This is a genomic window from Micromonospora carbonacea (assembly GCF_014205165.1).
Classification (GTDB): Bacteria; Actinomycetota; Actinomycetes; order Mycobacteriales; family Micromonosporaceae; genus Micromonospora; species Micromonospora carbonacea.
This window is the reverse complement of record NZ_JACHMZ010000001.1, coordinates 1,562,478-1,586,959: the sequence shown is the minus strand read 5'-3', so window position 1 is coordinate 1,586,959 and position 24,482 is coordinate 1,562,478. Positions and strand designations below refer to the sequence as shown.

Below are 24,482 nucleotides of genomic sequence, written 5' to 3'. Positions count from 1 at the left end.
GCCTGGTCAGCGCGGAAAGACCTCGAACTTGGGCGCCGGCGCGCCGGACGGGGGGACGCGGTTGCGGCTGAGCGTGAAGCCCATGATGTCGCGGAACGCCGGCGCGGCGACCGCCCCGCCCCCGCCACCGGGGCTCCACACGAAGACCGCCACCACGAAGCGCGGATTGTCCGCCGGGGCCATCCCGATGAACGAGCCGACCTCGCCGGGCTGCTGCTTGCCGTCGACGTAGCGGATGCCGGTGCCGGTCTTGCCGGCGACCCGGTAGCCGGGGACCGCCGCGGCGAGGCCGGTGGCCCCGTCGACGGTGGTGACCGCCTCCAGCATGGTGCGCAGCGCCGCCGCGTTGGCCGGGCTGAGCACCGAGCGGGTGACCGGCGCCTTGCCCGGCGTCCGGCTGCCGTCCCTGCCGCTGATCACCTCCTTGATCAGGTGCGGCTGGACGTACGTGCCGTTGTTGGCGATCGCGGCGTACGCGGCCGCCATCTGCAACGGGGTGGCGTCGACGCTGTGCCCGATCGGCACCGACCCGTACGACGACTCGCTCCACGACTGGACGGGCAGCAGCCGGCCGCTGGCCTCCCCCGGGATGCCCTCGCCGGTGGGCTGGCCGAGCCCGAAGCGCTTCTGGTAGTCGATCAGCCGGTCCGGGCCGAGCTTGTCGGCGATCTCGATGGTGCCGACGTTCGACGAGTACGCGAGCATCCCCGGCAGGCTCATCCGCTGCCCGTTCGCCGGGTGGGTGTCGCGGAACGTGGTGTCGCCCTTGACGATGGTGTCGGGGATCGGCAGCGCCGTGTCGGGGGTGACGACACCCTCCTGGAGCGCCGCGCCGAACGTGATCGCCTTGTGGATGGAGCCGGGGTCGACCACGAAGCTGGTGGCGGCGTCCTCTCGGTCGGTCGGCTCGCTCTCCTGCGGCTTCGCCGCGTTGTAGGTGGGGTGGCTGGCCTGGGCCAGCACCTCGCCGGTGGGCACGTCGAGGACGATGGCGACGCCGACGCTGCCCTGCGCCTTGGCCACCTGGGTCTTGAGCACCTGCTGCGCCTTGAACTGGAGGTCCCGTTCGATGGTCAGTTGCAGGGAGCTGCCCGGCTTGGCGGGGGTGGTGCTGCTGTAGCCGCCGGGGATCGGCGCGTCGAGCTTGCCCTGGCCGGCCTCGTAGACCCGGCGGCCGTTCTCGCCGCGCAGCAGGTCGTCGTAGCGGGCCTCCAGGCCCTCCAGGCCGACCATGTCCTGGCTGGTGAAGCCGATCAGGTTGGCGGCCAGGTCGCCGCCGGGCACCTCGCGCCGCTCGTCGCGGTGCACGCCGATGCCGTACAGGTCGAGCGCCACGATCTTCTTGGCGGTCGGGATGTCGACGCCCCGGGCCAGGTATTCGAACTGGGAGGACTTCCCGTTCTCCAGGGTGCGCGGCTTCATCCGCTCGGCCAGCTCGGAGGCCGGACGGCCGAGCAGGGGCGACAGCGCCCGCGCGGTCTCCGTGCGGTCCTTGACCTGGGTCGGGTCGGCGAAGACGTACCGGGCCTCGACGCTGTTGGCCAGCGGGGCGCCGGTGCGGTCGTAGATCGCCCCCCGGGGGGCGGGCAGGTCCACCCGGGTCAGCCGGTTGGCCAGCCCGCCGCCGGCGTACGCCGGGGTGTCGACGGCCTGGAGGAAGACCAGCCGGATGCCGATGGCGGCGAACAGCACGAGGACGAGCAGGGTGCCCAGGCGCAGCCGGCGGCGCGGGTCGGCCAGCCGGGGCGGCTTGCGCGGCTTGCGCGGCGACCGCCCGGCGGCGGGCCGGGTGGGACGGCGCGGGCCGCGCCCGGGGGGTCGGCGGCGCGGCGGGCGCGGCGCGTCATCGTCGTCGTCGGGCCGCGCCCGGGTGGGCACCGTCCGGACCACCGCGGCCCGCGCGGCCGGGACGGGCTCCCGGCGGGCGGCGCGGCCGCCGTCGAGCACCTGCAACGCCGGCCGGAACGGGTCGCCGCCGGCCCGGGCCCCGCGCGGGGTACGCCGCTGCTCGGCGCCCCCGGCGGTCGGCCGGCCCGCCGCCTGGCGCTCCTCGCGGACGGTGCGCCCCCGGGGGGTGTACGCCCGCGCGTCGGAGATGCCCTGCACGCCGGGCTCGCCGGTGCGCGGCTCGCCCCGCCCGCCGGTGGCCCGCGACGAACCGCGCCGGGAGCCCGAAGGGTCCCGGCGCGGTTCCTCAGCTCTCGGCGGCACCTCGGTCAGCCCCCCGCACCCTGCTGGCTGGTGACCGACGGCTGGCCGTTGGCCGGCTGCGGCACCCCGATCACCCGGCCGTCCGGCAGCCGGATGTACGCCGGCTCCTCCGCCTCGACCATGCCGAGCCGGCGGGCCGTGGCGGTGAGGTTGCCGGGCGCCTTGGCGTCGGCGATCTCCTTCTCCAACTGCTGCTGGTCCACGTCGAGCTTGGCCTGCTGCTGCTGGAGCCGCTCCAGCCGGAACGAGTTTTCGTTGATCTTGGTGTTGACCAGCAGGATGCCGAGCACCCCACCGACGACCAGCACCAGGATCAGCGCCACGAACGGCGCCCGCGGCACCGACACCGGCGGCGGCGGGGCGACCCGCAGCCGCGGCGACGGGGTCGCCGCCGCACCGGCCCGCTCGGTCGGGCTGACCCGCTCCGTCGGGCTGACCCGCTCGGTCGGGCGCAGCGCGGCGCTGCCGTTGGTCGGGAACTCGCGCGCCCCCCGGGCGCGAGTCTCCCCCTGCCGGTCGAGCCGGCCGGCCCCCGGAGCCGGCATCCCGGCCCGCGTGGTCCGCTGCGCCGCGATCCGGCCCCCCGACCGCGGTGCACGCTGCCCGACGCCGGTGTCCCGGCCGTCGCGCTTGTCAGCGTTCATCTTCTTCTTCCCTCCCCCTCTTCGTCCGTCCCTGCGCCCGTCGGCCCCGGATCCGCCGATCCGATTCCCGGTTGGTGCATCGCCCTGACCCGCCGGCGGGGCCGTTCGCGGTCGGCCCGCCCCTGTCGCTCCGCATCCGGGTCGATCCGCTCCGCGGCCCGCAGCCGCACCGACGCGGCACGCGGGTTCGCGGCGACCTCCGCCTCCCCGGGCAGCTCCGCGCCCCGGCTGAGCAGCCGGAACGTCGGACCCGACCCGGGCAGTTCGACCGGGAGGTCGACCGGGCCCTTGCTGCGGACCCGGTCGGTGAGGGCCGCCTTGGTGAGCCTGTCCTCCAGCGAGTGGTAGGACAGGACCACCATGCGGCCGCCCACGGTGAGCTTGTCGAGAGCGGCCGGCAGCGCCGTCTCCAGCGCCGCCAGCTCCCTGTTTACCTCGATCCGTAAAGCCTGAAACGTTCTCTTGGCCGGGTGTCCACCGGTTCGTCGGGCTGGTGCGGGAATGCTCTCCCTGACCAGTTCCGCCAGCCGCGCCGACGAGGTGATCCGGGCCCGTTCCCGCTCCCGCAGGATCGCCGAGGCGATCCTCGGGGCGAACTTCTCCTCCCCGTAGACCCGCAGCACCCGGGCCAGGTCCGGGTGGGAGTAGGTGTTGACCACCTCTTCGGCGGTCACCCCCCGGGTCTGGTCCATCCGCATGTCCAGCGGCGCGTCCTGCGCGTAGGCGAACCCGCGGTCGGGCGCGTCCAACTGGAGCGAGGAGACGCCCAGGTCGAACAGGACGCCGTCGATCGCCGGATAACCCAGCCGCGCCAGCACCTCGGGCAGCTCGTCGTAGACGGCGTGTTCGAGGTGGACCCGGTCGGCGAACCGGGCCAGCCGGACCCGCGCGTGGGCGAGGGCCTCGGTGTCCCGGTCCAGCCCGATCAGCACCGTGCGCGGATGCCGTTGCAGCACCGCCTCGGCGTGACCGGCCAGCCCCAGCGTGGCGTCGACGTGGATCGTGCGGTCGCCCCTGTCCAGCGCGGGGGCCAACAACTCGAGACACCGTTCGAGCAGCACGGGCACGTGCGTGCCGCGAAGCTCCCCCATGTCGACCCCCACCGGTTGGACCGTCCGTTTCTCTCCGCGCCTGTCGTCGGACGACGCCTCCGTCGTACCGCCAGATCCCCATCCGCTCCCGCCCACCGGAGGCCGCGGCCCTCCGGGAGATCGTGCGCCTGGCACCGGGGAAGGGGTGCCAGGAACTCGAAAGCGGCTGGAGATCTCGCAGTACGTCGGGCGTCGTCACGCCCTACAGACCGCCGGGCAACACCCCCTCCTCGATGTCGGCGAAGTCGTCTTCGCTGTCGGCGAGGTAGGCCTCCCAGGCCGCCTTGTCCCAGACCTCCACCCGTGTGCTCGCGCCGATGACCACGAGGTCGCGGTCGAGACCGGCGTAGGCCCGCAGGTGCGCCGGGACGGTGACCCGGCCCTGCTTGTCCGGGACCTCGTCGTGCGCGCTGGCGAAGAAGACCCGGCTGTAGGCGCGGGCCGCCTTGTTCGTCATGGGTTGCGCGCGCAACTGGTCGGCGATGCGCTGGAACTCGGGCATCGGGAAGACGTAGAGACAGCGATCCTGCCCTTTGGTGATCACGACACCCCCCGCCAGCTCATCCCGGAACTTCGCCGGAAGGATCAACCGGCCCTTGTCGTCCAGGCGCGGGGTGTGGGTGCCGAGGAACATCGGCCCAACCCCCTCGCCCTTGCAGCGGCGTTCGCGGCGCCGCTCCCCCCGGGCCGGTGGGCCCTCCCGGCCTCACCATTGGTCCCCACTCTACTCCACTTCCCTCCACCTGCAACCAGATTCGCCGGCGCGGCGCGTCGCCGGTGCCGACAAAACCGCACGTCAGAAGGGGTGGAGCGAAGTGGAGGGCCGCACCGCCCCCACCCCGGCGTCCACTACCCGACATAGATCGACTCCATCCGGTCGAGCGCGTTCCGGCCGTCCGCCCGGGTGCCCCGGCCGAACGGTTCGCCGTCGGCGGCGATCTGGCGGGGGCGGCGGTCCGGTAACCTCGCTCGCGTGACGGACGCGAAGATGCCCCTGCGGGCAAAGGTGGCCAGCTCCGTGTCGCGGACCGCCGCGGCGCTGTCCCGGGCCGCGGGTCGTGGCGACGGTTCGGTGATCGGCGGCTGGATCGGCCTGAAGATCGACCCCGACCTGCTGGCCCACCTCTCGGCGGGGCGCGCCATCGCGCTGGTCTCCGGCACCAACGGCAAGACGACCACCACCCGGCTGACAACGGCGGCGGTCGGCGTCCTCGGCCGGGTCGCCACCAACTCCTTCGGCGCCAACATGCCCACCGGCCACACCTCGGCGCTGGCCAAGGCCGGCAGCACCCCGTACGCCGTGCTGGAGGTCGACGAGCACTACCTGGCGCAGGTCCTGGAGGCCACCGAGCCGCACGTGGTGGCGCTGCTCAACCTCTCCCGCGACCAGCTCGACCGCGCCAAGGAGGTCGCCATGATGGCGCAGCTCTGGCGCGCGGCGCTGGTCAACCACCCCGACGTGCGGGTGATCGCCAACGCCGACGACCCGATGGTCGTGTGGGCGGCCACCCCGCCCGGCGACCCGGCCCGGGGCATCCGGCCGCCGCACGTCACCTGGTTCAGCGCCGGCCAGCGCTGGCACGACGACTCGTGGGTCTGCCCCGAGTGCGGGCACACCATCGCGCGCAACGGCGACCAGTGGTGGTGCAGCGGCTGCCCGCTGCGCCGGCCCGAGCCGCAGTGGGCCGTCGAGGACGACGGGGTGCTCGACCCGACCGGCGCCTGGCACAAGGTGATGCTCCAGCTCCCCGGCAAGGTCAACCTCGGCAACGCCGCCACCGCCCTCGCCGTCGCCGCCGAGTTCGGCGTCCGCCCGGTCGACGCGGTCTCCCGGCTCGGCGCGGTCACCTCGGTCGCCGGCCGCTACGCCCAGGTGGACCGGGACGGGCGCAACATCCGGCTGCTGCTGGCGAAGAACCCGGCGAGCTGGCTGGAGGCGTTCGACATGGCCGACTTCGCGCCGACGCTGCTCTCCATCAACGCCCGGGACCCCGACGGGCTGGACACCTCCTGGCTCTTCGACGTCGACTTCGCCCCGTTGCGCGGCCGGCAGGTGCTGATCACCGGCGACCGGGCGTACGACCTGGCGGTCCGCCTCGACGTCAACGGCGTGCCCTTCCAGCACGTCCGCACGTTCGGCGAGGCGGTCCGGTCGGTCCCGCCGGGCCGGCTGGAGGTCATCGCCAACTACACCGCCTTCCAGGACATCCGAGCGGAGCTGGACCGTGTCAACTGAGAGCCTGCGAATCGTCTGGATCTACCCCGACCTGCTGTCCACCTACGGCGACCGGGGCAACATGCTGATCCTGGCCCGCCGGGCCCAGCAGCGCGGCATGCCCGTGGAGGTGCTGGAGGTCCGCTCCGACCAGCAGCTGCCCGCCACCGCCGACATCTACCTCATCGGCGGCGGCGAGGACGGCCCGCAGGCGCTCGGCGCGCAGCGGCTGCGGGCCGACGGCGGCCTGCACCGGGCCGTCGCCCAGGGGTCGGTGGTGTTCGGCGTCTGCGCCGGCTACCAGCTCCTCGGCACCTCGTTCTTCGCCAAGGGCGTCCAGTGCGCCGGGCTGGAGCTGCTCGACCTCTCGTCCGACCGGGGCCCGTCGCGGGCCGTCGGGGAGCTGGCCGGCGAGGTCGACCCCCGGCTCGGGGTGCCGGCGCTGACCGGCTTCGAGAACCACGGCGGCCGCACCCACCTCGGTCCGGGCGTGTCCCCGCTGGCCCGGGTCACCGCCGGGGTCGGCAACGACGGCGCGACCGAGGGCGCGTGGCGGGGCAAGCTGCTCGGCACGTATTCGCACGGGCCGGCCCTGGCCCGCAACCCCGCCCTGGCCGACCTGCTGCTGCGCTGGGCGACCGGCGCGCACCAGCTCCCGCCGCTGGACGACACCTGGGCCGACCGGCTCCGCGCCGAGCGCCGCGCCGCGGTGGCCGCCGCGCGGGCATGACCCGGGCCGCCCGGCGGCGAGCTGAACGCGTGGGCCATCCCCACCCGTCCGGGCCGCGGCCCCGCCGCGCATGACACCGGCCCCCCGGCGGCTGCTGCCGGCCGTCCGGCGGATCCTCCCGGGCGCCCGGCGGCTGCTCGGGCAGCCGGCGGCGCGCCGGTTCGCCCTGCTGCTGCTCCTGCTCGCCGGGCTGGCGGCGCTGCTGCCGGTGCTGCCCCGCCCGGAGGCGGGGGCGCTGCCCCGGCTCGCCGACCCCCTCGGCGGCTACGCCCCGCTCGCCGCGATCGTCGGCGGGGCGCTGCTGCTGGTCGCCCTGGTGCCGCGCACCTTCGTCACGCTCGCCATCGGCGCGATCTTCGGCCCCCTCGAAGGGGCGGCGTACGCGCTCGGCGCGGCGCTGCTGGCCGCCGCGCTGGGCTTCGCCGTCGGCCGGGCGCTGGGCCGGGAGTTCGTCGCCGCACGGGTCCGCGGGCGGCTCGCCCGCCTCGACGGCTGGTTCGCCCGGCAGAGCGTGCTGGGCGTGGCCACCGTCCGGCTGCTGCCGATCTCCGGGTACGGCCTGGTCAGCTACGGCTACGGCACCACCGGGGCGCGGATGCTGCCGTACCTCGCCGGCAGCGTCCTCGCCTCCGCCCCGACGGCGTTCGGCTACGCGGCGCTCGGCGCGGCGGCCAGCTCCCCCGGCGACGTCAACTGGTACGCCGCCGCCCCCGCGAGCCTCGGCCTGATCGCCAGCGCGGTGCTGCTGCACCGGTGGTGGCGCGCGGAACGCCGCCGCCGCGCGGCCCCCTGACTTCCCGGCCTGACGCCCCCGCCGCGACCGCGCCCCCGCCAGCGGGGCGTTAGGAAGGGGCCCCTGCTATGCAGAATGCGTTAACAAGGGGCCCCTCCTTGCACCTCAGGCGACGACCGAGACCATCCGGCCCTTCACCACGATGACCTTGCGGGGCGCCTTGCCGGCCAGCGCGCCCGCCACCGCCTCCAGCGCCGCCGCGCGCACGTCGTCCTCGGACGCGTCGGCGCTCACCTCGACCCGGCCGCGCACCTTGCCGTTGATCTGCACCGGGTAGGTCACCGTCTCGGCGACCAGCAGGGCCGGGTCGGCGGTCGGGAAGTCCGCGTACGCCAGGGAGGCGTCGTGGCCCAGCCGCCGCCACAGCTCCTCGGCCACGTGCGGGGCGAACGGGGCCAGCATCAGCACCAGCGGCTCGGCCACCTCGCGGGGGGTGGCCGGCAGCCGGGTCAGCGCGTTGGTCAGCTCGATCAGCTTGGCGATCGCGGTGTTGAACCGGATCCCCTCCATGTCGCCCCGGACCCCGTCGACGACCTTGTGCAGCAGCCGCCGGGTGGCCTCGTCGGCCGGGTCGTCGGTGACCCGCGGCGCGCCGGTCTGCTCGTCGACGACGGCCCGCCAGACCCGTTGCAGGAACCGGTACGACCCGACGACCGCCCGGGTCTCCCACGGGCGGGACACCTCCAGCGGACCCATCGACATCTCGTACACCCGGAAGGTGTCCGCGCCGTACGCGGCGCACATGTCGTCGGGGGTCACCACGTTCTTCAGCGACTTGCCCATCTTGCCGTACTCGCGGCGCACCTCCTCCTCGCCCAGGAACCAGGCGCCGTCGCGCTCGACGACCTCCTCGGCCTGCACGTAGGAGCCCCGGGCGTCGGTGTACGCGTACGCCTGGATCATGCCCTGGTTGAACAGCTTGCGGAACGGCTCGAAGCTGGACACGTGGCCCAGGTCGTACAGCACCTTGTGCCAGAAGCGGGCGTACAGCAGGTGCAGCACGGCGTGCTCGGCCCCGCCGACGTACAGGTCGGTGCCGCCGCAGTCGCCCTCGACGCGCGGGCCCATCCAGTACCGCTCGTTCTCCGCGTCGACGAAGCGCTCGGCGTTGGTCGGGTCCAGGTAGCGCAGCTCGTACCAGCAGGAGCCGGCCCACTGCGGCATCACGTTGGTCTCGCGGGTGTAGCGCCGCAGCCCGTCGCCCAGGTCCAGCTCGACCTCGACCCAGTCGCGGCGGCGCGACAGCGGGGTCTCCGGGTTGCTGTCGGCGTCGTCGGGGTCGAACGTCTTCGGCGAGAAGTCGTCGACCTCGGGCAGCTCGACCGGCAGCATCGACTCGGGCAGCGCGATGGCCGCCCCGGACTCGTCGTAGACGATCGGGAACGGCTCGCCCCAGTAGCGCTGGCGGGAGAACAGCCAGTCGCGCAGCCGGTAGGTGGTCGCGCCGGCGCCGTGGCCGTTGGCCTCCAGCCACGCGATGATCGCCGCCTTGGCGTCGGCGACGCCCAGGCCGTTCAGGTCCAGGCCGCGGTCGGGCGCGGCGCTGTTGATCGCCGGCCCGTCCCCGGTGTACGCCTTGCCGGCGAAGCCGTCGGCGGGCTGCACGGTACGCACGATCGGCAGCTCGAAGACCTCGGCGAACGCCCAGTCCCGCTCGTCCTGCGCCGGCACCGCCATGATCGCGCCGGTGCCGTAGCCGGCCAGCACGTAGTCGGCGATGAAGATCGGGATCTGCCCGCCGGTGACGGGGTTCGTGGCGTACGCGCCGACGAAGACGCCGGTCTTCTCCTTCGTGTCGGCCTGCCGCTCCACGTCGGTCTTGGCCGCCGCCGCCTTGCGGTACGCCTCGACGGCCGCCCGGGGGCTGGCGTGCCCGCCGGTCCAGGCGTCCCGCGTGCCGTCCGGCCAGGCGGCCGGCAGCAGCGCGTCGACCAGCTCGTGCTCGGGGGCCAGCACCATGTAGGTGGCCCCGAAGATGGTGTCCGGGCGGGTCGTGAACACCCGCACCGGGCCCCGGTCGGTGGCGAAGTCGACGTGCGCGCCCGTGGACCGGCCGATCCAGTTGCGCTGCATCAGCTTGATCGGCTCGGGCCAGTCCAGGGCGTCCAGGTCCTCCAGCAGCCGGTCGCCGTACGCGGTGATCCGCATCATCCACTGCTTCAGGTTGCGCTTGAACACGGGGAAGTTGCCCCGGTCGGAGCGGCCGTCGGCGGTGACCTCCTCGTTGGCCAGCACGGTGCCCAGCCCCGGGCACCAGTTCACCGGCGCCTCCGAGACGTACGCCAGCCGGTGCCCGTCGACGACCGCCCGCCGCTCGGCGTCGGTCAGCGCGGCCCACGGCCGGCCGTCCGGGGTCGGGCGGTCGCCCGCGGCGAACTCGGCGATCAGCTCGGCGACCGGCCGGGCCCTGCGGGCGTCCGCGTCGTACCAGGAGTTGAAGACCTGCAGGAAGATCCACTGGGTCCAGCGGTAGAAGTCGGTGTCGATGGTGGCCACCGAGCGGCGGTCGTCGTGGGCCAGGCCCAGCCGGCGCAGCTGCGCCTTGTACCGCTCGATGTTGGCCACGGTCGTGGTGCGGGGGTGGGTGCCGGTCTGCACCGCGTACTGCTCGGCGGGCAGGCCGAACGCGTCGAAGCCCATCGCGTGCAGCACGTTGCGGCCGGCCATCCGCTGGTAGCGGGCGAAGCAGTCGGTGCCGATGTAGCCCAGCGGGTGCCCGACGTGCAGGCCCGCCCCCGACGGGTACGGGAACATGTCCAGCACGTACAGCTTCTCCGCGCCGGCCCGGGGGTGGCCGGGGTCGGCCAGCGGCCCGGTCGGGTTCGGGGCGTGGAACGTGCCCTCCCGCTGCCAGGTGTCCTGCCAGCGCTGCTCGATCTCCTCGGCCAGGGCCGCGGTGTACCGGTACGGGGGGATGTCGCCCGCCGCTGTTGCCTCACTCATCGTCTCTCCTCGTTCGCTTCGTCGCGGCGTCGCCGGGCCGGCTCCGGCGGTGTCGGCCCGCCGGCCGGGCCGGCGGTCCCGGCTCGCCGGTCCGGCCCGGTGGAGGGCACAAAAAAGCCCCTCGCGCAGGAGGGGCCGCCGTGCTGTCGCGCGTCAGCGCATCAGCACGGCCCGGTAAGAAGCAGGAAGACTCCGGCCATGTCGGGCAGTGTACCCCGCCGGCCCGCCGGGCACGCGGCCCGCCGCCGCGAGGTCGGCTGCGGGACACCCTCTCACGCTCGGTGACGATGCGTTTCCCCCGTCGGGCGAATAATCCGGGCGTAACCGACCGACTTCCTGCGGGGTTCGGCGTTCACGACAAACATGGTTAGCCTGAGAGGCCAGTGAGATTCTGCGGCAGACGAGGCTCTCCCGTCGCGAACCCAACGGCGGGTCCAGGTGCTCTTAACAGAGCTGCCGTCGTGGCGACGAGGAGGAGGCCCGTGACACAACAGACCTGGGACGAGGTGGGCGGTCTGCTGCCGCACGACGAGTTCCGCGCCGCCAGTGAGGCCATCGTGGCCAACATCGAGCAGGTCATCGAGGGCAAGACGGCCACCGTCCGGCTGGCCCTGGCCGTCCTGCTCGCCGAGGGCCACCTCCTCATCGAGGACGTCCCGGGCGTCGGCAAGACCAAGCTGGCGAAGGCCCTCGCCCGGTCCATCGACTGTTCGGTACGGCGCATCCAGTTCACCCCCGACCTGCTGCCCAGCGACGTCACCGGCGTCAGCGTCTACAACCAGGAGACGCACGACTTCGAGTTCCGCCCCGGCGCGGTCTTCGCCAACCTGGTCGTCGGCGACGAGATCAACCGGGCCTCGCCGAAGACCCAGTCCGCCCTGCTGGAGTGCATGGAGGAGCGGCAGGTCACCGTCGACGGCGTCACCTACCAGCTCCAGACCCCGTTCATGGTGATCGCCACCCAGAACCCGATCGAGATGGAGGGGACCTACCCGCTGCCCGAGGCGCAGCGCGACCGGTTCACCGCCCGCATCGCGATGGGCTACCCGGGGCCGGAGGCGGAACTGGCCATGCTGGACGGGCACGGCGCGGCCGACCCGTTGCAGGAGCTGCGGTCGGTCTCCGACGCCGACACCGTGCGCCGGCTCATCGCCACCGTCCGCGAGGTGCACGTCGCCGACGCCGTGAAGCAGTACGCGGTGGACCTGGTCACCGCCACCCGGGAGGCCCCCGACCTGCGGCTGGGCGCGTCGCCCCGGGCCACCCTCCAGCTCCTGCGCACCGCCCGGGCCGTCGCCGCCCTGGAGGGGCGCGACTACGTCCTCCCCGACGACCTGCAGGCGCTCGCGGTGCCGGTGCTCGCCCACCGGATCATCCCGACCGCCGACGCCCAGCTCGCCCGGCGCACCACCGACGCGATCGTCGCCGAGCTGGTGCACCGGCTGCCGCTGCCGCACGACCGCCAGCGTTCCCCGTACGACAACCGGCCCGCCGCCGACGGCAACGGCCGCGCCCCGTACGAGCCGCGGAGGCGGTGAGCGTGCGCGACGGGCTCCGGGGCCTGACCACCCGCGGCCGCTCGTTCCTGGCCGCCGCGCTCGCCGCGGCGGTCTCCGCCCTCATCCTCGGCGAGAAGGACCTGCTCCGGGTGGCCGTGCTGCTCGCCGTCCTGCCGCTGCTCGCCGCCGCCTACGTGGGGCGCAGCCGCTACAAGCTGGCCTGCAACCGGTCGCTGGACCCGCACCGGGTGCCGGTCGGGGCCAGCTCCCGGGTGGTGCTGCGGTTGCAGAACCTGTCCCGCCTGCCCACCGGCACGCTGCTGCTGGAGGACCGGCTGCCGTACGCCCTGGGCAGCCGGCCCCGCGTGGTGCTGGAGCGGCTCGGCGCGCACCAGGCCAGCTCCGTGGCGTACACGGTCCGCGCGGACGTGCGCGGCCGGTACGAGGTGGGCCCGCTGGTGGTCCGGCTCACCGACCCGTTCGGGCTGTGCGAGCTGACCCGCTCGTTCCCCAGCGTCGACCAGCTCACGGTGATCCCGCAGGTCACCCCGCTGCCCTCGGTGCGGCTCCCCGGCGAGTACGCGGGCAGCGGCTCCAGCCGCGCCCGCTCGGTCGCGGTGCACGGCGAGGACGACGCGGCGACCCGGGAGTACCGGATGGGCGACGACCTGCGCCGGGTGCACTGGAAGTCGACGGCCCGCACGGGCGAGCTGATGGTGCGCCGTGAGGAGCAGCCCTGGGAGAGCCGGGCGACGGTGGTGCTGGACACCCGGGGCTACGGCCACCGGGGCGACGGCCCCACCGCGAGCTTCGAGTGGGCGGTCTCCGCCGCGGCCAGCATCGCCGTGCACCTGCGCCAGGCCGGCTACAAGCTGCGCCTGGTCACCGGCGACGGCGCGGACGTCGACGCCACCGAGGCCGCCGGCGACGGGCTGCTGCTCGACCAGCTCGCGGAGGTCCGCCTCGACCCGCGCGGCGACATCACCACGCTGGTGCGGCAGGTCCGCCAGCGCGGCGACGGCGGCCTGATCATCGGCCTGTTCGGCGCGGTGAGCACCGCCGAGGCGGAGCTGCTCGCCGGCCTGCGCGGCAACGGCGCGACCTGCGTCGGCTTCCTGCTGGACAGCTCCACCTGGCTCCACCTCCCGCCCCGGGCCCGGGCCGAGGCCGACCACGCGCACGGCGCCGCCGCGCTCGCCCTGCTGCAGAGCGGGTGGCGGGTCGTCGGGGTCGACCACGGCGCCCGGCTGCCCGCGCTGTGGCCGCAGGCCGGCCGGGGCTCGCAGGGGTTCGCCCTGCGGGCCGCGCTGGCCGAGACGGTGGCCGGGGGCGTCAAGTGACGATCCGCCGGGTCGGGCGTGCCCGCCGCCCCGGTCCGGCGGGACGATGACCGGAAAGGGCTCCCCCGTGACCGCGACCCGCAACCTCGGCTTCGTGGCCGCCGCCGCGACCCTGCTCGCGGCGGCCCCGCTGTCGGCCATCTTCGAGCGGTGGACCTGGCTCATCCAGGCGGCCATCGCGGTCACGGTGGTCGCCGGGGTGGCCGCGCTGACCCGGCTGGTCCGGGCCCCGCTGTGGGGGCAGGTGCTGGGCATGCTCGGCGGGCTGACGCTCGCGCTGGCCTGGCTCTTCCCCGCCGGCACCGAGCTGGTGGCGTTCCTGCCGACCCCGGGCACCTTCGCCCACTTCGGCGAGCTGCTGAGCGCGTCCGTGGTGGACATGCGCTCGTACGGGGTGAAGGTGCCCGACACCGACCCGCTGCTGTTCGTCAGCGTGCTCGGCATCGGCGGGGTCGCCGTGGTGGTCGACGTGCTCGCCGTCGGCCTGCGCCGCCCGGCGCTGGCCGGGCTGCCGATGCTGGCCATCTACTCGGTGCCCGTCGCCGTCTACGTCGACAGCGTCCCCGCCGTGCCGTTCGTGGTCGGCGCGGCCGGCTACCTGTGGCTGCTGGTCACCGACAACGTCGACCGGGTGCGCCGGTTCGGCCGCCGGTTCACCGGCGACGGCCGCGACGTCGACGTGTGGGAGTCCTCGCCGTTGGCCGCCGCCGGGCGGCGGCTCGCCGTGGTCGGGGTGGTGCTGGCGGTGGCGCTGCCGCTGGCGGTGCCGGGGATGACCGGGGGCCTGCTCAACGCCGTGGGCGCCGGCACCGGCACCGGGTCGGGCAACGGCCAGGGCGGCAACCCGGGCCGCATCGACCTCTTCGCCTCGCTGAGCGGGCAGCTCAACCAGTCCGAGGTCTACGAGATGGTCACGGTGACCACCACCGAGCCGAACCCGTTCTACCTGCGCTACGGCGTCGCCGACGAGCTGCGGCCCGACGGGTTCCGGGTGCGCAACCCGACCGGCCGGCCCGTCACCCGGGACCTGCCCGACCCGACCCAGCGCTCCGGGACCGGCAACGGCGTCGAGCGGACGCGGTACCAGGCCACCGTGGAGGTCTCGAAGAACCTCAACATGCCGCTGCTGCCGGCCTACGCCGAGCCGGTGCGCACCGAGGAGCTCAGCGGCAACTGGCTCTACGACCCCAACCAGCAGGTCGTCTTCTCCAACCGGGAGAACTCCCGCGGCAAGCGCTACTCGTTCGAGTACGTCCGGTCGACGTACACGCCGACGGCGCTGCGGCGGGCCCCGTCGCTGCCGTCGGACCACCCGATCCGGCTCCAGCAGACCGCCACCCCGCCGGTGGAGCAGGTCGACACCCTGGTCGCCGACCTCGTGCGGGGCCGCAGCACCGACTACGACAAGGTCCGGGCGATCTACGACCACTTCTCGGCGGACAACGGCTTCACCTACAGCCTGACGACGAAGGGCGGCACCAGCGGCCAGGACATCGTCGACTTCCTCAACAACAAGGCCGGCTTCTGCCAGCAGTACGCGGCGGCGATGGCGTGGCTGGTCCGGTCGGCCGGCATCCCGGCCCGGGTGGCGTTCGGCTTCACCAACGGCACCGGCCGCACCGACGAGGGGTACGTGCTGACCAACCGCAACCTGCACGCCTGGACGGAGGTCTACTTCGACGGGATGGGCTGGGTGCCGTTCGACGCCACCCCGGCGTACGGCGTGCAGGGCTCGACCCGCTCGGCGTGGGCACCGGACACCGACGCGCCGGAGCCGGCGGCCACCGAGCCGGGCGCCCCGGCCGCCCCCGACGACTCGACGCCGACGCCGGACGCCGCCGACCCGGACGCCGCCGACGCGGACACCGACGCCGGCCTGGCGATCGGGGGGAACGATCCCACCCGGCAGGCCCCGGTGTGGCCCTGGTGGACGGCCGGCGCGCTGGCGCTGCTGGCCCTGCTCGCCGCGCCGGCGCTGCTGCGGATGGCGTTGCGCCGCCGGCGGGCCGCCCGGCCGGCGGTGACGCTCGCACCGGCCACGGTGGACGCCGGCACGGGCCCGGCCGGCGAACCGGGCCGGTCCGTCACCGTGGTGCTGGACCCCGACCGGGCGCGGGCGGACGCGCACGCCGCCTGGGACGAGCTGCTCGACACCCTGGTCGACTACCGGGTCCGGGTGGACCGGACGGAGACGCCGCGGGCGACCGCCGAGCGCCTGGTCACCGAGGCCGTCGGCGAGGACGCCTCCGCCGCCACGGCGGTGCGGCTGCTGGGCCGCGCCGAGGAGCTGGCCCGGTACGCCCGCACCCCGCTCGCGGGCGGGGAGCTGCACCCGGCGCTGCGCGCCGTCCGGGGCGCGCTCGCCACCCGGACCGACCGGCGGACGCGGCTGCTGGCGGCGGTGCTGCCGCCGTCGGTGCTGCTGCGCTGGCGCACCGCGCTGGGCAACACGTCCTCCCGGCTGGTGGCCAGGACGGGCGACGCCCGCTACCGGCTGCTGCGCTGGAGCCCGCGCCGCCTGCTGGCCACCCGCACGGGCCGCTGACCCGGGCGGGTCGTCGAGATCACGCGCGGTTCGTTGACAGGGGCTACCGGCTGTCGAAGACGTCGTCGAGCACGAGTCTCGCCCGGCCCGGTACCTCCTCCTCGGGGAAGATCTCCGCGCACAGATCGAGGACCTCCTCGGCACGGGTCAGCCTGAGGTGATCGACCAGGAAGCGAATGTCGTCGGCGTCTCGACGACGAGCGGCAAGCACCTTCATCGCCAACAGATGTTCCGCAGAGGCTGCCGCAACCCGCAGGCCTGGATGATCGAATACGCGAGGAGCTGCCGCGTCGCCGCCGGGGGCGACATAGGCACTCGCCTGTTCGTTGAGCCACCAGTGCGGCAGGCCGAGTTCGTCAGCGACGGCTCGGGCCTCATCGAGCACGACCCCGTGCGGGTGGAACACGGCATCGATGTCACGGGTCGCCCGTCGTGCGTCGTAGGCCAGCGCCATAGCGGCCCCACCGAAGATGTAAAGATCCGCGACCACGCCTCGCCTCGCCAGCCGCTCCCCAAGCCGACGAAAAGCATCCTCGATCGCGACGCGGTCCAGCAGCGGATCATCGAGGCTCATGCGACGTTCAGCTCCTGCGCCGACACGTACACCCCACGACGACGGAACGCTGCGGGCGCGTGCACCACAGCGTCGACCCGGGCAGCACGGGTGTTGAAAGGAAACCAGAAACGCCGCAGCGACCGCGTCTCGACCCACGGCGGCGCACCGCGCCCATCCTTGGCCGCCACATGCTCGGTCAACGCGGCGAGGAACACGTCCCAGTGCTCGTCCCCCGTCGGGGATGGTTCCTGTTCCAACAGACCAGCACGCATCTCGGACGGTTCCCATCGGTACTCCTCCAGGAACTCCGCCACCAACCGCCATCGTCGCGTCTCGTCGGCCCCGACGAGCAGGGCACCCAGGCGCGCCACCGTCAGCGGCTCATACCTCGCAGCACGCTTCCTCACACCCCTGACGCTAGTGCACAGGGAGGCAGAGGGCATGTAGCCGCGCAAGCGCGGGCAGGAAGCAGCGGCCCGCCGTCGGCGGGCCGGATCAGCGTGGTCCCGCCGGGCTGGCGGGACCGAGGATCAGCGGTGGAACCGGGTCAGCGGTGCCCCTCCGGGCGCTGCCGCCACCGGTCCTCCATCCGATCCACGAATGACGACCGTCGGCCGGACCGCCCGCGCGGGCGGCGTCGGCTGGTGGTCGTCCCCCCGACCACGTGCAGGTCGGGGGACTGCGCCTTGCGGTGCGACTGCACCGCGTACGCCGCCGAACCCAGCATGATGACGAAACCCACCACCGCGAGCGGTGGGGTCTTGATCACCGCACCGTAGACCAGTAGAGCCAGGCCAACGATGATCGCGCCGGCAGCGACGAGCAGACGACGCCGCGCGTGGAAGCGCGGATCGCTGGCACGCACGGCCGAGGCGAATTTTGGGTCCTCGGCAAGCGACCGCTCGATCTGCTCGAACAGCCGCTGCTCGTGCTCCGAGAGCGGCACGGCACTCCTCCCCGGTCACGCTGGTCGGCCCGGTCGGACCGACAGACCGTGGCAGCCAACCGGCTGCTTAACGACAAGTCTACGAGGGGGGTCGCGCGTCGGAAAGCGGGACGACCTATGGGCGGGGCGGATTTTCGGTTCGCCCGGGATCGCGCCGGCCGAGCAGGCTCGCCGGACCTATGACGGAACGCCCGAATCGGGCAGCGGCGGCGTCCGCCACGGCCTCCGCCTCCCGCCAGCCGCGCTCGGGCGCGCCCAGCGTCAGCTGCTGCGGCGTCTCGCCCGCCGGGGCGAGACCCTCCATCCGCACCCCGACGAGGCGGATCCGCTCACCGGGGTCGAGGACGGTGTAGAGCGCCCAGGCCGTGTCGAACATCTCCCGCGCCGTGTCGGTCGCCACGTCGAGGGTGCGGGACCGGCTGACCGTGCGGAAGTCGGCCGTGCGCACCTTGATCGACACCGTGCGGCCGACCTGCCCGGCCCGGCGCAGCCGGGCGCCGACCTTCTCGGCGAGGGCGAGCAGGGCCCGGCGGATCTCCAGCGGGTCGGCCACGTCCGCGTCGAACGTCACCTCCGCGCCGATCGACTTCTCCACCTGCTCGGGGCTGACCCGGCGCGGGTCGCGCCCCCAGGCCAGCTCGTGCAGGTGGGCCGCGGCGGCCTCGCCGAGCGCCTTGCGGAGCATGCCGCGCGGCGCCTCGGCCAGGTCGCCGATGGTGGCCAGCCCGAGCCGGCGCAGCGTCTCGGCGGAGCGCTCCCCCACGCCCCACAGGGCGTCGACCGGCAGGGGGCGCAGGAAGTCGAGCACCCGGTCGGCCGGCACCACGAGCAGCCCGTCGGGCTTGGCCCGGGTGGAGCCGAGCTTGGCCACGAACTTGCTCGGCGCGACCCCCACCGAGCAGGTCAGCCCCTGCTCCTCGGCGACCCGGGCGCGGATGCCCCGGGCGATCTCGGCGGGCGGCCCGAACAACCGGCGGGCCCCGGCCACGTCGAGGAACGCCTCGTCGAGCGAGAGCGGCTCGACCAGCGGCGTGACGTCCCGCAGGATCTGCATCACCGCCCGGGAGGCCGCCGTGTACTGCGCGAAGTCGGGCGGCAGGTAGACCGCGTGCGGGCACAGCGCCCGGGCGCGCATGATCGGCATGGCGCTGCGGACGCCGTACCGGCGGGCCTCGTAGCTGGCGGCGCTGACCACGCCGCGCGGGCCGACCCCGCCGACCACGACGGGCCGGCCCCGCAGCTCGGGGCGGCGGCGCACCTCGACCGAGGCGTAGAAGGCGTCCATGTCGACGTGCAGGATCGGGCTGCCGGAGTCGTCGCCGTCGGGCCCGAAGCGCGGGTCTCCGCCGCGCGGCAACGACTGACTGCGACCCATCCCCGCAGGCTAGCCCCCGGGTACGACACGCCGCGGCCCCCGGGGCCGCGCCGCCCGGCTCAGCCGCGCACCACCAGCAGCGGGATGGTCATCTCGGCGGCCGTGTCCGACCCGTGGTAGGCCACCAGGCGGGAGTCCATGGGGTGCTCCGAGCGGGTGGCGACCACGGCGGACGTGCCCCGGCAGACCACCACCACGTCGCCGATGCGGCCCAGGTGCGCCTCGGGCACCGGCCCGAACCAGCCGGTCGCCACCGCCTCCTCGCGGCGCAGCACCCGGGCCGCGTCGCCGAGCACGGCCGACCAGGCGGCCACCACGTCGTCGGCCGCTCCCGGCGCGACGTGCAGGTAGCGGACCCGGGGCTCCCCCGCGAGCACCCGCACCCCGGCCCGCAGCCGGTCGTCGGCGTCGAAGTCGATCCGGTCGGCCGGCGGCACGTCGAGCTGGCCGTGGTCGGCGGTGACCAGCAGCGCGGCGTCCGGCGGCAGCCCGTCGACCAGCCGGGCGAGCAACGCGTCCACCCCGGCCGCGGCGGCCCGCCACGGCTGCGAGTCGACGCCGGAGAGGTGGCCGTGCCGGTCCAGGTCGGGGTGGTAGCCGGAGACCAGGGCCGGCCCGGCCCCGGCGCGCAGCGCGGTCAGCATCGCGGCGGCCAGCGCGTCGGCGTCGGCCGCGCCCCGGTAGTCCCCGCCCCGGTTGGCGGCGAGGGTGAGCCCGCTGCCGGCGTACTCGGGGCGGCTCACCACGGTCACCGCGACCCCGGCGGCGCGGGCGCGTTCGAGCTGGGTGGCGACGGGCTGCCAGCGCAGCGGCTCCGGGTCGCCGGTCCACTCGATGTGGCTGAGCACCCGGTCGGTGCCGGGCACCCGCACCCGGAACCCGAGCACCCCGTGCGCGCCGGGCGCGGCCCCGGTGCCCAGCGTCACCAGGCTCGTCGGGGTGGTCGACGGGAAGCCGGAGGTGAGCGGGCGGCCGACGGTCGCGGCCAGCCCGGCCAGGGTCGGGGCGTGCGGGGCGGCGGTGGGGATCTGGTACCAGCCGAGCCCGTCGACCAGCAGCACCGCGACCCGCCGCACCCCGGCGAGCGCCGGCGTCAGGCCGAGCAGGTCGACGGCCCCGGGCACGCCGAGCACCGCCAGGGCGCTGGGCAGCACGTCGGCCAGGCTCCCCCCGCCGTAGCGGGGCGGCACCGGGGCCAGCGGATCGGCCGGCGGGCGCGGGGCCGGGACGGCCCCCCGCGCTGGCTCACCGGGCGGGGGCGGGACGGCGGCGGTCATGCCGGGCGGCGGGCGAAGAGGTGCAGCTGGGCGGCGAGGTCCCGGTACGGCGGCCGGGCCGCCAGGGCCCGCTCCAGCTCGACCAGGGCGGCCTGCTGGCCGTCCGCGACGGCGGCGGGGAGGAGGTCCGCCAGGACGCGTACCCCGTGGATCTCCTCGACCGTGAGGCCGGCGGCGGCCAGCAGCGCGGCGGCGCGGTCGGCGTCGTAGCGCCGCCGCAGGGTGTCGCGGGGCCCGGCGGTGCCGGCCGGGTCGGCGGCCAGGGCGGCGGCCACGTCGAGGTGGCCGTTCATCGCCCGGCCGAGCGCCGCCGCGGCCTGCCCGGCCACGAGCACGCTCGCCGCGCCGCCCGGGCGCAGCGCGGTGACCAGCGCGGCCACCACGGGCGCGGGGTCGTCGACGACCTCCAGCACGGAGTGGCAGAGCACCAGGTCGACGCTGGCCGGCTCGACCAGGCCGGCGAGGGCGTCGCCGTCGCCCTGCACGGCGCGCACCCGGTCGGCGACGCCGGACTCGGCGGCCCGGCGGGTGAGCGCGGCGAGCGCGTCGGGGCTGGCGTCGACCACGGTGACCCCGTGCCCGGCCTGCGCCAGCGGCACGGCGAAGCCGCCCGTGCCGCCGCCCACGTCGAGGACCGTGAGCCGGTCGCCGGCGCGGCGTTCCAGCTCGGCGCGGAGCACCGACCAGATGACGGCGGTACGGGGGGTCAACGGCGGGCCGGTGAACCGGGCACTGGTCTGCTCCACACGGTCGAGCCTAGTCAGCCCCGACGGTGTTAACAGGGGGCCCCTGCTATGCAGAAAGCGTTAACAAGGTGCCCCTCCTTACACCTCAGCGGAAGTCGCGGGAGGGCGGGGCGACCGGCGGCTCGATCGGGTCGAGCCGGTCGGCGGTCAGGTTGGTCACCCCCTCGTGCCGCTGCAACCGGCCGCGCACCACCAGCGCGGCGCTGGTGCGCGCCACCTGCCGGTAGCGCTGCCACAGCCCCGGCGAGCAGGTGACGTTGAGCATGCCGGTCTCGTCTTCCAGGTTGAGGAAGGTGACCCCGCCGGCGGTCGCCGGCCGCTGCCGGTGGGTGACGATCCCGCCGACGCGGATCCGCCGGCCCGGCTCCACCCGCCCCAGCCCGGCGATCGGCACCGCGCCGAGGGCGTCGAGCCGGTCGCGCAGGAACCGGGCCGGGTGGCTCTCCGGCGACAGGCCCGTCGCCCAGACGTCGGCGACGAGGCGGTCCACCGCGTCCATGCCGGGCAGCGTCGGCGCGGTCGCGCCGGTCACCGTGCCCGGCAGCCGGCCCGGCCGGTCCTGGGCGGCCGCCCCGGCCGCCCAGAGCGCCTGCCGCCGGGTCAACCCGAAGCAGGCGAAGGCGTCGGCGGTGGCCAGCGCCTCCAGTTGCGCGGCCGACAGGCCCACGCGCCGGGCCAGGTCCGGCATGTCACGGTACGGCCCGTGCGCCGCCCGCTCCGCCTCGATCCGCTCGGCCACCCCGTCGCCGAGGGTACGCACCCCGCCCAGCCCGAGCCGCACCGCCGGACCGCCCAGCCCCCACGCGTGCGGCGGCTCGCCTGGCGCGCTGCCCCACCGGGTGTCCGGGGTGGACTCCAGCACGGCCTTCGCGCCGCTGGCGTTGACGTCCGGCCGGCGCACCTGCACCCCGTGCCGGCGGGCGTCGTCGGCCAGGGTCTGCGGCGAGTAGAAGCCCATCGGCTGGGCGTTGAGCAGCGCGGCCAGGAACGGGCCCGGGTGGTAGCGCTTGAGCCAGGAGCTGGCGTACACCAGGTAGGCGAAGCTCATCGCGTGGCTCTCCGGGAAGCCGTAGCTGGCGAACGCGGTGAGCTTGCGGTAGACGTCGTCGGCCAGCTCCCCGGCGATGCCCCGCTCGGCCATCCCCGCGTAGAGCCGGTCGGCGATCCGCGCCATCCGCTGCACCGACCGCTTCGCCCCCATCGCCCGGCGCAGCTGGTCTGCCTCCGCCGCGTCGAAGCCGGCCAGGTCGATGGCGAGCTGCATGAGCTGCTCCTGGAACAGCGGCACGCCGAGGGTCTTCTCCAGCGCGTTGCGCATCAGCGGGTGCGGGTACGTCACCGGCTCCTGGCCGTTGCGCCGCCGGATGTACGGGTGCACCGAGCCGCCCTGGATCGGGCCGGGCCGGATCAGCGCCACCTCCACCACCAGGTCGTAGAACTCGCGGGGCTTGAGCCGGGGCAGGGTGGCCATCTGGGCGCGGCTCTCCACCTGGAACACCCCCACCGAGTCGGCCCGGCAGAGCATGGCGTAGACCTCGGGGTCGTCCAGCGTCATGTCGCCCAGGTCGAGGGTCTCGCCGATCATGTCGTAGCCGTAGTGCAGGGCGGAGAGCATGCCGAGGCCGAGCAGGTCGAACTTGACCAGCCCGACGGCGGCGCAGTCGTCCTTGTCCCACTGGAGCACGCTGCGGCCGGGCATCCGCCCCCACTCCACCGGGCAGACCTCGATCACCGGCCGGTCGCAGATCACCATCCCGCCGGAGTGGATGCCCAGGTGCCTCGGGAACGTCTGCAACTCGTTGGCGTACGTCACGACCTGCTCGGGGACGTCCTCGGCGTCGACCGCGGCGACGGAGCCCCAGCGGTCGATCCGCTTGCTCCAGGCGTCCTGCTGGCCGGGCGAGAAGCCGAACGCCTTCGCCACGTCCCGCACCGCTGACCGGGGCCGGTAGGAGATGACGTTGGCGACCTGGGCGGCGTGCTCCCGGCCGTACCGGGCGTAGACGTGCTGGATCACCTCCTCCCGGCGGTCGGACTCGATGTCCACGTCGATGTCGGGCGGCCCGTCGCGCTCCGGGGCGAGGAACCGCTCGAACAGCAGCCGGTGCCGCACCGCGTCCACGTTGGTGATCCGCAGCGCGTAGCAGACCGCCGAGTTGGCCGCCGACCCCCGGCCCTGGCAGTAGATGTCCTGCTCGCGGCAGAACGCGACGATGTCGTAGACCACCAGGAAGTAGCCGGGGAAGCCCAGCTCGTCGATCATCCGCAGCTCGTGGTCGAGCTGCGCGTACGCCTCCGGGTGCGCCCCGGGCGGCCCGTACCGCTCGTGGGCCCCGGCCATGGTCAGCTCGCGCAGCCAGCTCATCTCGGTGTGCCCCGGCGGCACCGGGTACGCCGGCAGCTTCGGCGCGACCAGGTGCAGGTCGAACGCCAGCTCCGCGCCGAACCCGGCGGCCCGCGCCACCGCGCCCGGGTAGGCAGTGAACCGCGCCGCCATCTCCGCCCCGTCGCGCAGGTGGGCGGTGCCGGCGGCGGGCAGCCAGCCGTCGATCTCGTCGAGGCTGCGCCGGGCCCGCACGGCGGCCAGGGTGGTGGCCAGCCGGCGGCGGCCCGGGGTGGCGTAGTGCACGTTGTTCGTGGCCACCGTGGGCAGCCCGGCGGCGCGGGCCAGCGCGGCGAGCGCGTCGTTGCGGTCGCCGTCGACCGGGTGCCCGTGGTCGGTCAGCTCCACCGCCACCGTCTCCGCGCCGAACAGCGCGGTGAGCCGGTCCAGTTCCCGGGCCGCCGCGTCGACGCCCGCGGTGAGCAGCGCGGCCGGCACGTGCCCCTTGCGGCAGCCGGTGAGCACCAGCACGTGGTCGCGCAGCTCGGCGGCCACCTCCTCCAGCTCGCCGTAGACCGGGCGGCCCTTCTCGCCGCCGCGCAGCTGGGCCCGGGAGATGGTCGCGGCGAGCCGCGCGTAGCCCTCGTGGCCGTGGGCCAGCACCAGCAGGTGCGCGCCGAGCGGGTCCGGCTCGCCGTTCTGCGGGCCGGGCAGCCCGAGGGACAGCTCCGCGCCGAAGACCGTCGGCAGGCGCAGCGCGCGGGCCGCCTCGGCGAAGCGCACCACGCCGTAGAAGCCGTCGTGGTCGGTGACGGCGAGCGCGGTGAGCCCGAGCCGGGCCGCCTCCTCGGCCAGCTCCTCCGGATGGCTGGCCCCGTCGAGGAAGCTGAAGTTGCTGTGCGCGTGCAGCTCGGCGTAGGGCACCGCGCCGGTGCCGGGGCCGCCGGCGCGGGATGGCTCCGGCGGGGTGTACCGGCCCCGGTGGCGGCTCCAGGCGGGGCCGTCGCCCCCGTCGGCGTCGACGGCGAGGGGATCCACCACGGGCGGGTCCACGGCCCACAGGCGTCGCCCGCCCGCCCCGCCCTGCTCTCTGCTCCGACCCGGCTCGCCGCTCCGCCCGGAGAGCACCCGCTCCAGCTCCCCCCAGCCCATCCCGGGATTGTGAAAGCTCACCGCGCACCCCGTGACACGCAGATCTTGGTACGGTTCGGCCCCTGGAGGGGCCGAACCGTACCAAGATCTGCGGCG

Annotated in this window: 18 protein-coding genes; 6 read left to right on the top strand and 12 right to left on the bottom strand. The window is 74.9% G+C overall.

Going from position 1 to position 24,482, the window contains the following annotated elements; genetic code table 11:
- Positions 1–6: 6 nt before the first annotated feature.
- From HDA31_RS07190 to mraZ, 4 genes are all read right to left on the bottom strand, one after another.
- Positions 7–2,211 carry a peptidoglycan D,D-transpeptidase FtsI family protein gene (locus tag HDA31_RS07190; RefSeq protein ID WP_184871942.1) on the bottom strand — a complete coding sequence of 735 codons (2,205 nt, stop codon included), beginning with the start codon at positions 2,209–2,211 and terminating at the stop codon, positions 7–9.
- A gap of 5 nt (positions 2,212–2,216) precedes the next feature.
- A complete protein-coding gene (gene ftsL, locus HDA31_RS07185; RefSeq protein ID WP_178065852.1) occupies positions 2,217–2,855 on the bottom strand; it encodes a cell division protein FtsL in 639 nt (212 codons plus the stop codon).
- Positions 2,852–3,946 (bottom strand): 16S rRNA (cytosine(1402)-N(4))-methyltransferase RsmH, encoded by a 1,095-nt coding sequence (rsmH, locus tag HDA31_RS07180; RefSeq protein ID WP_178065853.1) that lies wholly within the window; start codon positions 3,944–3,946, stop codon positions 2,852–2,854. Before rsmH ends, ftsL begins: the two co-directional genes overlap by 4 nt.
- Positions 3,947–4,148: 202 nt before the next feature.
- Positions 4,149–4,580 (bottom strand): division/cell wall cluster transcriptional repressor MraZ, encoded by a 432-nt coding sequence (gene mraZ, locus HDA31_RS07175; protein WP_043967289.1) that lies wholly within the window; start codon positions 4,578–4,580, stop codon positions 4,149–4,151.
- A gap of 354 nt (positions 4,581–4,934) precedes the next feature.
- On the opposite strand from mraZ, the gene HDA31_RS07170 reads away from it, so the two are divergent.
- The 3 genes from HDA31_RS07170 to HDA31_RS07160 all read left to right on the top strand — a co-directional run bounded on the left by HDA31_RS07170 (position 4,935) and on the right by HDA31_RS07160 (position 7,684).
- Positions 4,935–6,182 carry a MurT ligase domain-containing protein gene (locus tag HDA31_RS07170; RefSeq protein ID WP_178067681.1) on the top strand — a complete coding sequence of 416 codons (1,248 nt, stop codon included), beginning with the start codon at positions 4,935–4,937 and terminating at the stop codon, positions 6,180–6,182.
- Entirely contained in the window at positions 6,172–6,891 is a 720-nt protein-coding gene (locus HDA31_RS07165) for a type 1 glutamine amidotransferase (RefSeq protein WP_074474460.1), read from the top strand. The genes HDA31_RS07170 and HDA31_RS07165 overlap by 11 nt, the downstream gene beginning before the upstream one ends.
- Before the next feature lie 70 nt (positions 6,892–6,961).
- Positions 6,962–7,684, top strand: coding sequence for a TVP38/TMEM64 family protein (locus HDA31_RS07160; RefSeq protein ID WP_178065854.1), 723 nt, complete (start codon positions 6,962–6,964; stop codon positions 7,682–7,684).
- A 105-nt stretch (positions 7,685–7,789) separates the two neighbouring features.
- Here HDA31_RS07160 and leuS read toward each other — a convergent pair whose 3' ends face one another.
- Positions 7,790–10,627 carry a leucine--tRNA ligase gene (gene leuS, locus HDA31_RS07155; protein ID WP_178065855.1) on the bottom strand — a complete coding sequence of 946 codons (2,838 nt, stop codon included), beginning with the start codon at positions 10,625–10,627 and terminating at the stop codon, positions 7,790–7,792.
- Positions 10,628–11,109: 482 nt separating this feature from the next.
- On the opposite strand from leuS, the gene HDA31_RS07150 reads away from it, so the two are divergent.
- The 3 genes from HDA31_RS07150 to HDA31_RS07140 all read left to right on the top strand — a co-directional run bounded on the left by HDA31_RS07150 (position 11,110) and on the right by HDA31_RS07140 (position 16,011).
- Complete coding sequence (locus HDA31_RS07150) at positions 11,110–12,165, top strand: AAA family ATPase (protein WP_074474466.1); 1,056 nt, start codon at positions 11,110–11,112, stop codon at positions 12,163–12,165.
- Between the two features lie 2 nt (positions 12,166–12,167).
- A complete protein-coding gene (locus tag HDA31_RS07145) occupies positions 12,168–13,466 on the top strand; it encodes a DUF58 domain-containing protein (RefSeq protein ID WP_074474467.1) in 1,299 nt (432 codons plus the stop codon).
- Positions 13,467–13,533: 67 nt separating this feature from the next.
- Complete coding sequence (locus HDA31_RS07140; protein ID WP_178065856.1) at positions 13,534–16,011, top strand: transglutaminase TgpA family protein; 2,478 nt, start codon at positions 13,534–13,536, stop codon at positions 16,009–16,011.
- Between the two features lie 43 nt (positions 16,012–16,054).
- Here HDA31_RS07140 and HDA31_RS07135 read toward each other — a convergent pair whose 3' ends face one another.
- The 7 genes from HDA31_RS07135 to HDA31_RS07105 form a co-directional block, all read right to left on the bottom strand.
- On the bottom strand, positions 16,055–16,585 hold the full coding sequence (locus HDA31_RS07135) for a DUF6036 family nucleotidyltransferase (protein ID WP_178065857.1): 531 nt from the start codon (positions 16,583–16,585) through the stop codon (positions 16,055–16,057).
- Complete coding sequence (locus tag HDA31_RS07130) at positions 16,582–16,974, bottom strand: hypothetical protein (RefSeq protein WP_178065858.1); 393 nt, start codon at positions 16,972–16,974, stop codon at positions 16,582–16,584. The genes HDA31_RS07135 and HDA31_RS07130 overlap by 4 nt, the downstream gene beginning before the upstream one ends.
- Before the next feature lie 140 nt (positions 16,975–17,114).
- Positions 17,115–17,513, bottom strand: coding sequence for an SCO2097 family morphological protein (locus HDA31_RS07125; protein ID WP_043967266.1), 399 nt, complete (start codon positions 17,511–17,513; stop codon positions 17,115–17,117).
- Between the two features lie 115 nt (positions 17,514–17,628).
- Positions 17,629–18,888: a DNA polymerase IV gene (locus HDA31_RS07120; protein ID WP_178065859.1), complete on the bottom strand. Its 1,260-nt coding sequence runs from the start codon at positions 18,886–18,888 to the stop codon at positions 17,629–17,631.
- Positions 18,889–18,947: 59 nt separating this feature from the next.
- The gene (locus HDA31_RS07115) at positions 18,948–20,165 is read right to left on the bottom strand and encodes an alkaline phosphatase family protein (RefSeq protein ID WP_178065860.1); all 1,218 of its coding nucleotides are present in this window, start codon (positions 20,163–20,165) and stop codon (positions 18,948–18,950) included.
- Positions 20,162–20,929, bottom strand: a complete 768-nt coding sequence (locus tag HDA31_RS07110; RefSeq protein WP_178067682.1) for a class I SAM-dependent methyltransferase — start codon at positions 20,927–20,929, stop codon at positions 20,162–20,164. The genes HDA31_RS07115 and HDA31_RS07110 overlap by 4 nt, the downstream gene beginning before the upstream one ends.
- 67 nt (positions 20,930–20,996) lie before the next feature.
- Positions 20,997–24,407 (bottom strand): error-prone DNA polymerase, encoded by a 3,411-nt coding sequence (locus tag HDA31_RS07105; RefSeq protein WP_178065861.1) that lies wholly within the window; start codon positions 24,405–24,407, stop codon positions 20,997–20,999.
- Positions 24,408–24,482 lie beyond the last annotated feature (75 nt).

Bases quoted from the DNA above. Each gene is read 5' to 3' on its own strand.
- ftsL (WP_178065852.1), bottom strand. From the start codon at position 2,855: ATGAACGCTGACAAGCGCGACGGCCGGGACACCGGCGTCGGGCAGCGT.
- rsmH (WP_178065853.1), bottom strand. From the start codon at position 3,946: ATGGGGGAGCTTCGCGGCACGCACGTGCCCGTGCTGCTCGAACGGTGT.
- mraZ (WP_043967289.1), bottom strand. From the start codon at position 4,580: ATGTTCCTCGGCACCCACACCCCGCGCCTGGACGACAAGGGCCGGTTG.
- HDA31_RS07170 (WP_178067681.1), top strand. From the start codon at position 4,935: ATGCCCCTGCGGGCAAAGGTGGCCAGCTCCGTGTCGCGGACCGCCGCG.
- HDA31_RS07160 (WP_178065854.1), top strand. From the start codon at position 6,962: ATGACACCGGCCCCCCGGCGGCTGCTGCCGGCCGTCCGGCGGATCCTC.
- leuS (WP_178065855.1), bottom strand. From the start codon at position 10,627: ATGAGTGAGGCAACAGCGGCGGGCGACATCCCCCCGTACCGGTACACC.
- HDA31_RS07135 (WP_178065857.1), bottom strand. From the start codon at position 16,585: ATGAGCCTCGATGATCCGCTGCTGGACCGCGTCGCGATCGAGGATGCT.
- HDA31_RS07120 (WP_178065859.1), bottom strand. From the start codon at position 18,888: ATGGGTCGCAGTCAGTCGTTGCCGCGCGGCGGAGACCCGCGCTTCGGG.
- HDA31_RS07115 (WP_178065860.1), bottom strand. From the start codon at position 20,165: ATGACCGCCGCCGTCCCGCCCCCGCCCGGTGAGCCAGCGCGGGGGGCC.